The following is a 12,743-nucleotide window of genomic DNA, read 5'->3' on the forward strand; positions in this document are numbered from 1 at the left end:
TCGTCGATTCTTGTAGTATGAGGGTTGAGCGCGACGGCCAGTGGTTGCGCTCCGGCCAACGTCCGGTTTGGGGCTTTCGCGACGCCTGCTGTTAATTAGTCCGGTCTGAACAACTCGGAACGCATTGATTTCGTGAGAGGAACTGGCGGTTTTATTGGCCTTGTTCCGCAAGGTTTCGTATTCTGCAGGCCAGAACCCCGCAATTTCCGGTCGCCGATGAAGCCCCGTTCCCGTGCCCCCGAACAGGATGACCTGCTGCGTCCCAGGCTGGTGGACATGATCGATCCACGCCATGAGCTGGTGAAGCTCGAGGCCCTGATTGACTGGGAGTTCTTCGAGCGGGAATGGGCCGGGTTCTTCCCCTCGGCGACAGGGCGTCCGGCGACATCGCCGCGCCTGATCGCCGGGCTGATGTATTTGCAGCACGCGTTCAATCTGTCAGACGAGGCGGTGGTCGCGCGGTGGGTCGAGAACCCGTATTACCAGCACTTCACCGGCGAGACCTTCTTTCAGCACCGCCCGCCGATCGATCCATCGTCGCTGGTGCGCTGGCGCAAGCGGATCGGTGAGGAAGGCGTGGAGTGGCTGCTGACCAAGACCATCGAGGCGGGGAGATCCTCGGGGGCGGTCACCGACAAGGCCCTGAAGCAGGTGGCGGTCGATACCACAGTCATGGAAAAGAACATCGCCCATCCGACGGACGCCCGGCTCTATGAGCGCGCCCGCACCCTTCTGGTCGGCCTGGCGAAGAAGGCCGGGATCGATCTGCGCCAGAGCTATGCCCGTTTGGCGCCGCGGCTCGCGATCCAGGTCGGCCGTTACGCCCATGCCCGCCAGTTCAAGCGCATGCGCAAGGCGCTGCGCCAGCTCAAGGGCTATGTCGGCCGGGTGCGCCGCGACCTGCGTCGGCACCTGCAGGAGATCCCGCAAGGTTCCCTGCGCGGACGGGTTCTGGACGCCCTCTGGCGGGTCGGCTCCCTTCTGGAACAGGGGCCGAAGAGCCGCAACAAGATCTATTCCCTGCACGAGCCCGAGGTCGACTGCATCTCAAAGGGCAAGGCGCGGGTGCGATACGAGTTCGGCACCAAGGTCAGCCTCGCCACCACCCTCGAAGGTGGCTTCGTCGTCGGCGCCCGCAGCTTTCCGGGCAACCCCTATGACGGCCACTCCCTGGCGCCGGCGCTGGAGCAGATCGAGATCCTGACCGACACGAGGCCCAGCCTCGCCGTCGTGGACCGTGGCTATCGCGGCCACGGCGTCGAGACGACCCGCGTCCTGATCAGCGGACAACGGCGGGGCATCACCCCGGCACTGGCGAAACTCCTCAAACGGCGAAGCGCCATCGAACCGGAGATCGGGCACATGAAAGCGGATGGGCGCTTGGCCAGATGTCCCCTGAAGGGCAGGACCGGCGATGCGCTCTTTGCCGTCCTCTGCGCCTGCGGCCATAACATCCGCAAGATCCTCGCCCATCTCAGGGCTCTTTACGTCTTCCTCATTCGATTCATCCTGAAAATCATCGCAGTCGATGACCGGCAACTTCGGATGCCAGTCGCAGCATGACGGCGTTGTTCAGACCGGACTAATTATCGTCGATCATCACGCCAATGCAGGCGTCCTTCGATTGCGCCGCAAGGGTGGACTAACGGGCAGAGGGGGAACGAAGAAGGTGTCGGCCAGATATTCGTCCCGATCCTCAGGCTCGCCGCCGTCCGCAACGATCAGGTCGTGACGGCGGGCGAAGGCCTCTGAGACGTAGCGCAGAAACGGAAGGCCAAGCGCGATGTGCTTGTATTCGCCCGCATCCATGGCGCCACGCATCTTGTCGGCCGCGGCGAACAGGATCTTTTCAATGGTCAAAGGTCGTCTCCGGCAACCATCGTCAACCGTGAGGAACGGGGTGAGGGTGGATGTCGTGCGCTAAGGTCCTGACCGCTCCGGAAATGCAAAAATTCTCACGCTAAAAGCTTCGGTCAAGCGGAGGAAAAGGCCGCGGCTGGCTTTTGGCGGAGCCGATACTGACGTGGATGTAGTTCCAAGCAATGGACCAGAGCAAGACGCGGACTGGAGTTCGCGATCATCTCCGTGTTGACCTCCGATTTTCGCATGGCAGCGGGGGGAGCTGTAAGATCAGTTCGCGAGGGGCAGCGTGCCGGCGGAAGACTTGCCGGGCCCGCGCGATCTGACCCCGAATCGGCTGCACGCCGCGGGGTGATTGAGCGCTTGAGACAAAGCGGAAATACATGTCAGCGCCAAGGCTGCACGACCTCGAGCAAGAATTTTGATCGCAGCCTTAACCGGCAGACCCGCATGCTCCTGAGGAGCAATCTGTTCTGCGTTCGCAACGGCCTGGTCAATCCGCGTGTTTGCGAAAAAATGCAGGGGCTTAGCATCGTCCAGAAGAGGCTCAAGAAGGGCTCTTGAGCCCTCGCTCCTGGCGTGGTTAGGGCCGCTCCCACCGCCGTCGCCGACCCCTCGCCGACGCCCAGATCACACCTGTTCGGAGCCACCAGTTGCAGACCGCACCCGCACCATTCGCCGATCAACCGCCCGTCCCATCCGACCGCCCTTCCGTCCCACACTGGACCCATCTTGCCCTGCGCTCGTTGCTGGACGCCACGCTGCACCGGCTCGACTACGGCGGCTATTTGCACCAGCTTGAAGATGCAAAGACTGCCGACGTCGCCGAGGCCATGCGCAAGGCGCACGAGATGTTCGGCACGGGGCCGGTTCCCGCCGGATGGCTCGGGACGGAGGATTTCAGGAGGATACCAGCCGGATCCATCATGTTCCTGTTGCAGCTGTGTCGTGCCATCGGCAATGAGGATCGCCTGAAGGCGATGGCGGGACCGCTGGCGATCTCCACGCTGCAGGGCGCCGAGGACCTCGATGAGTTGCAGTGGGCGCTGAAGGCACTGCTGCCGCTGCATGATGTCGTCAGGAGCCCATCACGTGCCTCGCGGAAGTCCGAGCTCCAGTTCCTCGTCAACGACGTGCTCTCGACCCGGCGCCCCCGCCGCTTCGATGCGGTGGAACGGATGGCAGGCACGGCGGCGGGATTGCCCATCCTCCTGATCTTGCCTGCTGGGGACGCGGCACCGCGCGCCGTCGCGTCCGTGCGCGTTGCGGCGCTGCAGATCGAACCCGTCGATGGGACCGTGGTGCGGTGGTTCTTGTCTGCGTTGCACCCTGAGGCTTCCCCGGACACCTTGGCGGCCCTCGACCTTCCGGACGATGAAGCCTTGGAAGCGATCGACATGGACGACCTGCTGACCGCCCTTCGAAATCCTGCGCCGGAAGCTGCCGCGGCTGGCCTGCGCGCACTGGCGACTCCGGTGGTGAAAGAGGCAGGGCCGCGGCTGGCGGACCTTGCGGGCTATGGCGCCGTGAAGGCGGTCGCGCTGCAGATCGTGTCCGACCTTGCCGCGTGGCAGCGTGGGGAGCTTCCGTGGGGTGATGTCACCCGTGGCCTTTTGCTCAGCGGCCCGCCCGGCACCGGGAAAACGGAGTTGGCGCGGGTGATGGCGCGTGAGGCGGGCATCACCTTCGAGTCCGGCAGCTACGGCCAATGGCAGAAGCACGGCAACATGGGCGACATGCTGCGGGAAATGGATCGCACCTTCGCCCGTGCGAAAGCCGCACCGCCCGCGATCCTCTTCATCGACGAGATCGACGGGTTTGGCAGCCGACGGACCCAGGATCAGAGCTCGAATGCGAGCTACGAAGCAAAGGTCATCACCGCACTCCTCCAGCACCTCGACGGCGTAGACGGGCGTGAAGGAGTCGTGGTCATCGGGGCGTGCAACCATGTCGAGATGCTGGATCCGGCCATCCGTCGGCCGGGCCGGTTCGACCGGGTCCTTCATATCGGACCTCCATGCCTTGAGGATCTGCCGATCATCCTGCGGCAGCACCTGGGTGATGATCTCGCGGACGCCGATCTGACGCGGATCGCGGCCATGGCGCAGGGGCGAACCGGGGCGGAATGTGCCGCCGCTGTTCGCAACGCGCGCGCCGCCGCGCGGCAGGAGAGGCGCGCGATGGCCGAGGTCGATCTTGAGGCGGTCCTGATCGGTTCGTTCGACGGCACTCCGAAGGATGTCCTATACAGAACAGCGGTTCACGAAGCCGGCCATGCCATCGTCGCCGTGGCCCTCGGGGTTGCGACGCCGGTGATCCTAGGTCTGACGTCCGGCGGCGGTCTTGCGACGATGCGCGAGCGTCCGGGTCTCGTCTGCGCCACCGATCTTCACCATCTGCGGATGGTCGACCTGGCCGGTCGTGCCGCCGAGCGGATCGTCTTCGGCCATGTCGCCATCGGATCCGGCGGTGCGGCAGACAGTGACCTCGCGCGGGCGACACGCCGCATTCTCGAAGAGGAGTTGTCCGAGGGCATCGGCGCCCTCGGCCCGATCTGGTGCGGCCCCGCTGTCAGACCCTCGGCGTTCATGGACCTGCCGCAGGACTTTCGCGATCACGTGCGCGGCTGGCTCAAGATCGCCGAAGACGACGCGGTCGAGGAACTGAAGCGGAACGAGAGCCTGCTGGTCGAGGTCGGCATGGCGTTGCTCGAGCGCAGGGTCATCGCCGGGACGGCCCTCGCGGAGTTCATGTCGCGCGTGGAGGACAGCCGAGCAGGCGTGTCCCGGATGCCGGGATGACGCTCGTTTCCACGGCGTCCGTTTGTTCTTCGGCCAAACCCGATTCACGATCCCTGTCCAGACCGTCTGGAGTCCCTGCTTGCAGAGGTCGCGCAGGAGGATCCCAGATGGGGGCAAAAATCTGCCGAGGGCCCATGTCATCGAAACTGAAGACTTGACAATGTTCCGGGCGTCTGAAGTCGTGAAATAATGTTCCTTGTGTGTTCTTGTTTGCGAAATACTTTTTCCGATTTTCGCAGCAAAGTCAGACATTTAGCGGAAGAAATTCCGCAGACTCGTCGTTTTTACTCTTTTGCTTTTCGTCATGAGTCGGAATCAATAGCGGACAGGAACAGCCAGCGAGAGAGACTTCCGGACAGACCACCCTTGAGAAAGAAAAAGCTCGGCACAAGGCCGAGCGAGAGGTGTCGGGCGAGCCCGCTATATGAACCTTGAATGTAAGCTCTCAGCATAGAAGAGCACAAGAGGTTCTCCCGACAATGAATGAAATACCCTGCGTCGCCTTCGGCGCAGGAGTAGCACCTTATTGGCGATTGGATACTTCCCATAATGAAGCCGTTGGGTTCCACCCACTTCCTGCCCGAACCTGCAAAAAGCCGCGCCGGGCGTGCCATTCCCAAGGCCTCGCAGGGCAACTTCGTCGGAGAGTTCGTCTTCGGCGTCGAGAAACCGCAGCGCGTCGGGTTCGAGAGCATGCTCGAGTTCCAGACGGCAATCTGCACGGTCTATCGCCCGGGCTTCGTCGACCTGGAAGAGCAGCTCGCACCGATCGCCTACCGCAAGCCTAACGGAGACATCGGACACCATTCCCTCGACTATCGGAGCACGTTCCGGGACTGTCTGCGCATCGGGATGGCCGTGAAGCCGTCGCATATCGCGGCCAGGCCGAAGTTCCGAGCGGAGATGCTGGCCGTGGCAAAAGCGGCGGTGCCGAGCATCGTCGACAAGCTGGTCGTCGTGACGGAGCGGAACATCCACCCCGTCGAGCTCTTCAATGCCAAGCTGTTCCATGCGGCACGGCGTCCGGTCCCGGATGAGGACGAGGCCATCGCCAATCTGCGCACAAGGCTGAGTGCGCCCGTGACAGTCGCGGATCTCATCCATCAGGGGCGCCATGACGGGGTGACGCTGTTCGGGGTGGCGCGGGCCATCCACGGGGGCGGGTTGAGGCTCATGCGGAAGGAGCGCATCGCGCACTCCTCGTTCATCGCCGCGAACGCGGCGCAGGTGGCAGCATGAGGGACAGCGTCAGCAAGCTGGCCGTCTCCACCCACGTGCCCGTGGAGAAGGGCGCCGTGTTCGAGCTGAACCGGCGCCGCGGCACGGTCGTGGAATTGCGGATCACCTCCTGCCTCGTCCTGTGGGACGAGTTCGTGGACCCAGAAAGCGGGGAGGTGCTCCCCGCGATCTCCGACACGATCTCGAACGAGGATTTCTGCCGCTACGACCTGCACGGGCGGCTGAACATCGTCACACGTCCCTCTGCCGTGGTCGCCGAAGGTCATCGCGACCGCAGCCACCGCAGCAGGGCCGAGATTGCCCGGATGAAGCTTCGCCTCTGCTTCGTATCGGCCGCACAGCAGATGATCATTGATGGGGACATGGAGGAGACCCGGGCGGGCTTTATCCTGCGCGGGAACAACCTCCTCGGCCTCGGGACGGTCTATTACAACCGGCATCTGATGAAGGAAGCCGGCGCCACTGGCAAACGGGGCGGCGCGAAGGTCGACCTCGGGCCGCAATCGGCTCTGCCGGAGTCCCCTGCGAACATCTACAAGTGGTATTGCGATCATCGTCGGGGTGGCCAGAACGCGCTCTTCGACGAATATGCCAGCTCCGGAAATCGGACCAATCGCTACACGGAGGCCGAGAGGGCCCTTGTGCATTCGGTCATCCGTCAACGCCTCGATCAGGAGCGCTGCTCGATCTCGTCCATCGTCTCCAGCGTGCAGGCGGTGTTCGATGTCCATAACGAGGACGCCGCGCGTGCGCATCCGCCCGGGGAGGTTTTCAATCGCCCCGGCTACGACTTCGTCCATGCCGCCATCGACGCGCTAGCACCTCTGGATCATGCCATCCGGACGCGGGGCCTCAAGGTCGCGTATCGTGACATGCACGCGCTCGGGGTCGGAGTGAAGACCAGCCGCGCGCTTGAGCGCGTGGAAATCGACGAATACACGTTCGACCTCATGGTGCTCCTGAACCACGCTGGGATCTGGGACTGGCTTCGTGCGGAAGAGCGCGAAAGGCTCGGCCTCGACGGATCCGCGCGTCGCGTCGTCTTGTCAGCCGCCATCGATGTCCACACGCGCTGCATCGTCGGCATGCAGATCTCCGCCAGCGAGACCACATCGCTTCTGCGCGAGACCGTGGAGATGATCTTCATGGACAAGACGCCGATCGCGGATGCGGTCGGGGCCCATGAGCCCTGGAACATGCATGGCCGCCCGGAGACGATCGTTCTGGATCGCGGTCCGAACTACATCGGCGACGAGGTCTACGATCTTCTGGCGGATCTCGGAATCACGAACCTCGGCGCACCCGCGAAGAAGCCGTGGATCCGACCATTCATCGAACGGGTCTTCAGGACGATCCATGTCGGGTTCGCGCAGCGGTTCTCCGGCCGGACCTTCAGCAATGTCGTCGAAAAGGGAGAGAATGACGCGGCGGCCCGGGCGTCACTGACGATCGACGACTTTCTCCAATGGCTTGTCCGGTGGGTGGTCGATATCTACCACAATGCGCCGCATGCAGGTCTGCTGGGCCGCACGCCTGCCGAGGCCTGGGCTCAAGCGAAGGCAGCATCGCAGCTGCAATCCGTATCGCGCGAGGAGATGCGCCGCGTCTTCGGCATCCGTCGGCATCGCAAGCTCGGACCCGGCGGCATCACGATGATGCACATCCAGTATCAGACTGACGACCTGGCCAAGCTCTACTATGCGCCGCCCACCAAGCCCAAGGTCCTCGAGGTGGCTTGGTGGCCGCACGACATCGGCACGATCTCGGTGAAGGTCGCCCCGGACCGGTGGCTGAACGTCACGGCCGCCGATCCTATGTGGATCGGAAAGTCCTTCGACGACCTAATGATGATCCGGCACAGGATGGCGGGCGAGCGCGACCGGTCGAATGCCGCCAGGGCGCGTGCCCTCGTCGAACTCGATGCGGCGGCACATCGGGGAAAGGTCCTTCGCGGCCTGCTTCCAACCGTCATCACGGACGGCACCTATGAGCGGTATGAGGCCGACTTCATGCGGTTCATGTCCACGGCCGAGCGCGACTTCGACGCGCCGGAGCATACCGATCTCTTCGACGACGTTGTCGACCTGCAGGTTGTCGGCGCCGAACCCGACATGCCTCCGCCCATGACGGCCGTCGCGCGCGCATCCCTCACCTCCGCTGCGGCTTCGGCCCTCGACGACGACCTGATGGAATAACAGTCATGACAAAGCCCGACACCACCAACATCGCCGCCGCACCCGCCGCGCAGGACTTGCAAGGCCGGATCGCCTGGCTGGAGGCACGATACCTCAAGAACGCTCGCGACGACGACTTCCAAGAATACCTGCGGGACATTCTGCAGGTCGGCCCCGACGGGGCGTTGCTGCCCGCAGCCACCCGTGATCCGCTCAACGGGGAGACCCGCGGCATGCAGGTCATCGGCGCGTCCGGCGATGGCAAATCGGTGATGATCCGGCGCAACCTGTCCGCGCTCCCCGGCTTCGTTGAAATGAAGGGAGGCGCTCCCGGCAACTACATTCATATCACCGTATCACCCGAAGCGACGATCAAGAGCCTCGCCTCCGACATCGTCGCTGCCACCGGATACGGACGTCTCGCGGAGCGAACAAAGACCCATGAAGGCTGGGCGGTCGTCCGTCACCGCTTGAAGATGCTTGGCATTGCCATGCTCTGGATCGACGAGGCACACCACCTGCTTCGGGGTGGCTCCGGTCGCGATGTTTCGGGGGCGCTCCAGGCCCTGAAGAACCTGCTTCAGGGGGAGGGGGCCGTCGCCGTCATCCTTTCCGGCGTTCCGCAGCTCGAGGATCGCATCGCCACCGATCCGGAAACCTTCCGGCGCTACCGTCTGCGCCAGCGCCTCGTTTCCGTCGCAGCAGGCGGAGCCGACATGCAGAGGATCGGTCGGTTCATAGACGCCTGCTGCCGCAAGCTCGAACTGGCGCTGCCCGAGGACCCCACCTTCGCAGAGCGGATCGTGTTCGCGCAGAAGGGCGGTCTAGGCCGGTCTATCGCCTTCGCGAAGATGACGGTGCGCCGGGCTTTGGTGAACGGTCGCACGTCGGTGACCTTCGAGGATGCGCGGCGGACCTGGATCCTGAACGGGGGTAACGAAGGCGAGCCAACTCCGTTCGATCCGGGGCATTGGCCGGAGATCCGCGCTTACCTCAAAGATCGGGGATGGTGAAGATGCTCGTGCCGCACATCCCCTACAACAGGGCCGAAACCGTGCAGTCCTACGCCGCGCGTCTCTCCCTCATCCACACCGGGCAGCGCGCGTCGCGCCTGCTGGAGGATTGCGGGGTGAAGCCCGCGCGGTTCGGTATCGGGCACGTGGAGGAGATCGCCCGGTTTGCGGAGGCGGCGGGGGTCGAGATTGGCGTCCTGCTAGGCGGCACGATCCGCGCGCTCTCCCGCCACAACAGCTTCCGGGACGAGGATGTATCCCGGCAGTTCCTGTCGCCGCGTGTTCGGCAGTTCTGCCCGCACTGCCTGCGCGAGGACGGACCTGCCTCGAAATGGCACCACCGCATTGTCTGGTGCTTCTCGTCGATCCCGATCTGCCAGCGCCACGGGGCCACCCTGGTTGAGCTGGACGACGATGCGGGTGACATCGGCGAGGCCGTGGAACACGCCGGAGGGCTCGAGGCGGCCGAAGCACTGACGCAGCGCGCCGAAGGCGGCCGACACCTCGCATGGCTGCACCGCCGCCTCGACATGGTTCCCGATACCGGCTGGCTCGACGGGCAGACTCTCGAGCAGGTGCTGAACGCATCCGAGATGCTGGGGATTGTGCTCGAACATGGTCAGGACATCCGCCCCGTGAAGTTGCCGCGCATGGAGCGGAGCCGTTCGCTGGAGATCGGCTTCCGTATCTATGAGCAGGGATCGGATGCCGTTTATGCAGCTCTTGGCGACATCCGGCGAAAGGCGTCGGCGACGGCCGTCCATGCGGGTCCCCTGGCGATGTATGGGCCGCTTTACGACTGGCTCGATCGCCGGTCGCAGCTGATCGCGCCCGGACCTATCCGCGACATCCTGCGCGAGCACATCCTCGATCATGACGCCTACATGCAGGGTGAGAAACTGCTCGGGGAGGTCGTGACGGAGCGCCGGCTGCACTCCGTGAAGAGCCTTGCCCTGACGTTGAAGGTCGATCGCAGGCGCATGTCGCGATTGCTTCAGAAACTTGGGCTGGTGCCGGAAGGGGCCACGGACGGCGAAAGCGGGCGCCTCGTGTTTCCGGTCGCGGAGGTCGAACAGCTGGTCGGCGACTACGAAACCGCCATCCCGCTTGCCGAGGTGCCGGAATATGTCGGCGGCACGCAGAGCCAGACCTTGGCGCTCTACAGGGCGGGCATCCTGCCTGCTGTCATCCCGGCCGATGCGCCCGGTGCCGTGCGCGGGGTGATTTTTGCGCGCCGTGTTCTGAACGATCTTCTGGCTCGGATCGGGGCCTTGCCGCTTCTGGAGAACGGGCATCAGGGTCGGGCCCTGACCATCGCGGAGGCGTGCCAGCGTCATGGCGGGCGCACCGATGATCTGACGCGCGCGGTGCTCCTGCGAGAAATTCCGGGCTACAGGATTTCCGGGGAGCCGAGGCTTCACGGACTCCGGGTTTTCGTATCGGATATTCTGGCCACGCGGCAGGTGGATGTCGTCGGCGGCGGTGTTCCCTAGCGTTCATCTTGCGGTCACGGTGGAGATCATGGCAAAGGGCTCGCAACTGCGGGCCCTTTTCTTTTTTCGCATGATGGTTTGCCGATATTGGGTCTTTGATCCGAATTGGAAAAAACTATGCCCCTAGGTTATACGGGGCCATTGATTTCATTGGATAAATAAACGGCTTCGGCAGTAACTTTGCCCCGATCTACATGATTTTGTAGCTCGGGGCATAGTTGCTGCCGTTCGGGGCAAAGACTTCCCGGTTCGGGGCATAGATTTTGCAAGCTGTTGATTCTGCTATGACCGCCTTCGGGCGGTCTTTGCTTGTGGAGGGGCCATGCAGTTCCAGCGCACCATCGGCATCGACTAATCCGGGGCGGAGACGGCGGAGTCCAGCCTGACGGCCTGAGGGTCTGCATGACGGAAGCAGGCGAGCCTGCGGTGGAGGTTCCGCCACCTGCGGGTCCAAAGCGTTACTGGACGCGACGCAGGCTGACGGACTGGTTGATCGCACGTCTGGCCGAGGACGTGCCGACCACCGCTGGCATCGACCATTCGTTCTCCTTCCCCAAGGTCTACTTCGCCCGCCACGACCTGCCACGCGACTGGAATACCTTCCTTGACGATTTCCACGCGCACTGGCCGACGGATGAACCCGACCTCTACGTCGACTTCGTGCGGACGGGTGTGGCGGGGCTGGCGGCGCTCCGCAGTGGAGAGCCGCGATGGCGGCGTCGGGTCGAGGAGATCTGCCGTGCGAAATCCGTGTTCCATTTCGACGTGACAGGACAGGTGGCGAAGTACACCCATGCAGGGTTGCCGTTCCTGCGCCAGACACGTCGCACACTGCCCGACTTGCATGTCTGGCCCTATGACGGCTGGCACATGCCGGCCGGTGCCTCGTGCTGGTCGAGATTTACCCGCCGCGATGGCCTGAGCCAGTTCCGACGAGGCTGGATCGGGATAGAGCCGGAGGTCATCGTTCGTGGCCGCGCGGATGGCGTCCAGCACGCGGGGCGACGGGCCGTAGGGATTCTCGTTGGTGTTGAGCTTGACGAACCGCCGGCCCATGGCTGTTCGCCAGGGACGTAGGGCACGAGAGATTGGACGAGCGGGCTCCAGAACTTGTTCACGGTCACTCTCCGATTCATCTCGCGCAATCACGGTCGGCAGGACGCTAGGCACCAGACTCATTCATTTCACAGCCAGAACGGTTGCGGCGAGAGCTATGGCTGAGAGAAAGACGATGGGGCACCTGTCGTAGCGGGTTACGACGCGCCTCCAGTCCTTGAGCCGACCGAACATGATCTCGATACGGTTACGTCGCTTGTAACGGCACTTGTCGTGTCTGACGGGTTTCTTCCGACCTTTTCGATCCGGGATGCAGGCCTTTATCCCCTTGTCCTTCAACGCATCTCTGATGCCAATCGGCATCATGGGCCCGGTCCGCAAGCATCCAGTCCGCCTTTGGCAGGCTGCTCAACAAGGCGACCGCGCCCCTGTAGTCGCTGACTTGGCCGGCTGTCATGAAAAAGCGGATAGGACGTCCCGCGGCAGCGGCATGCAACTTGGTGTTCATGCCGCCCTTGGTCCGGCCGATCGGTCGTCCGCCCCCCCATTTTTCAGCCGCAGGCTGGACGCCGTGCGGTGGGTCTTGAGATAGGTCGCATCGATCATGATCGTCTTCTCGTCTGCGGCCTCCCCCGCCAGACCGGACATGATCCGGGTGAAAACGCCCATCCGGCTCCAGCGTTTCCAACGATTGTAGAGGGTCTCGGACGGGCCATGTTCCCGAGGCGCATCGCACCACCGCAGCCCATTGCGATTGATGAAGATTATGCCACTGAGAACGCGACGGTCATTGACCCGCGGACGTGGCTCTTGGGAAGCGCCGGAGTCGCGCCATCTGCGCCTCCGTCAGCCAGAAAAGATTGCTCATCAGAAGGGTCTCCTGACGCCTTCTGAACCACGTCAACGAACCACAATAAATGGGTCCTGATTCTAGGAGCCGTGCAGCTCCTCCTTGGCCATACAAAGATGGACAGCACGGGCCGATATCTCGCGATAGAGGTCGATGATGCGCTGGCCATCTCGGAGGCCCTCGATTGTTGAAGCGCGGTGGGCGACCATCGGTTGGAAGTCCAGCTCATGGCCGGTGCCGTGCGTTACTGGGGTGGG

General features: G+C 63.5%; 8 protein-coding genes and 2 pseudogenes. 8 read left to right on the forward strand and 2 right to left on the reverse strand.

Features of this window, described 5'->3' with window-relative positions:
• Window positions 1–216: 216 nt before the first annotated feature.
• On the forward strand, window positions 217–1,563 hold the full coding sequence (locus JX25_RS03675) for an IS5 family transposase (protein ID WP_128253367.1): 1,347 nt from the start codon (window positions 217–219) through the stop codon (window positions 1,561–1,563).
• A 36-nt stretch (window positions 1,564–1,599) separates the two neighbouring features.
• Here the strand turns inward: JX25_RS03675 and JX25_RS03680 are convergent, their stop codons facing one another.
• Window positions 1,600–1,860, reverse strand: coding sequence for a type I restriction-modification system subunit M N-terminal domain-containing protein (locus JX25_RS03680; protein WP_128253740.1), 261 nt, complete (start codon window positions 1,858–1,860; stop codon window positions 1,600–1,602).
• Window positions 1,861–2,513: 653 nt separating this feature from the next.
• On the opposite strand from JX25_RS03680, the gene JX25_RS03685 reads away from it, so the two are divergent.
• The 6 genes from JX25_RS03685 (at window position 2,514) to JX25_RS14935 (ending at window position 11,657) form a co-directional block, all read left to right on the forward strand.
• Entirely contained in the window at window positions 2,514–4,661 is a 2,148-nt protein-coding gene (locus JX25_RS03685) for an AAA family ATPase (RefSeq protein WP_128253741.1), read from the forward strand.
• Between the two features lie 549 nt (window positions 4,662–5,210).
• Window positions 5,211–5,900: a hypothetical protein gene (locus JX25_RS03690; RefSeq protein WP_128253742.1), complete on the forward strand. Its 690-nt coding sequence runs from the start codon at window positions 5,211–5,213 to the stop codon at window positions 5,898–5,900.
• Window positions 5,897–8,095, forward strand: a complete 2,199-nt coding sequence (locus JX25_RS03695; RefSeq protein WP_128253743.1) for an integrase catalytic domain-containing protein — start codon at window positions 5,897–5,899, stop codon at window positions 8,093–8,095. Before JX25_RS03690 ends, JX25_RS03695 begins: the two co-directional genes overlap by 4 nt.
• A 5-nt stretch (window positions 8,096–8,100) precedes the next feature.
• On the forward strand, window positions 8,101–9,087 hold the full coding sequence (locus tag JX25_RS03700) for a TniB family NTP-binding protein (protein WP_128253744.1): 987 nt from the start codon (window positions 8,101–8,103) through the stop codon (window positions 9,085–9,087).
• Window positions 9,081–10,580: a TniQ family protein gene (locus tag JX25_RS03705; protein WP_128253745.1), complete on the forward strand. Its 1,500-nt coding sequence runs from the start codon at window positions 9,081–9,083 to the stop codon at window positions 10,578–10,580. The genes JX25_RS03700 and JX25_RS03705 overlap by 7 nt, the downstream gene beginning before the upstream one ends.
• Window positions 10,581–10,982: 402 nt before the next feature.
• Window positions 10,983–11,657: a hypothetical protein gene (locus JX25_RS14935; protein WP_206611510.1), complete on the forward strand. Its 675-nt coding sequence runs from the start codon at window positions 10,983–10,985 to the stop codon at window positions 11,655–11,657.
• Window positions 11,658–11,759: 102 nt separating this feature from the next.
• On the opposite strand, the pseudogene JX25_RS03715 reads toward JX25_RS14935, so the two are convergent.
• A pseudogene (locus tag JX25_RS03715) lies at window positions 11,760–12,504 on the reverse strand (IS5 family transposase).
• A gap of 62 nt (window positions 12,505–12,566) precedes the next feature.
• Here JX25_RS03715 and JX25_RS15035 point away from each other — a divergent pair.
• Window positions 12,567–12,677, forward strand: a pseudogene (locus JX25_RS15035) (integrase); the annotation flags it as partial.
• Between the last annotated feature and the right edge of the window lie 66 nt (window positions 12,678–12,743).

It is taken from the genome of Falsirhodobacter deserti (assembly GCF_004015795.1).
GTDB lineage: Bacteria > Pseudomonadota > Alphaproteobacteria > Rhodobacterales > Rhodobacteraceae > Falsirhodobacter > Falsirhodobacter deserti.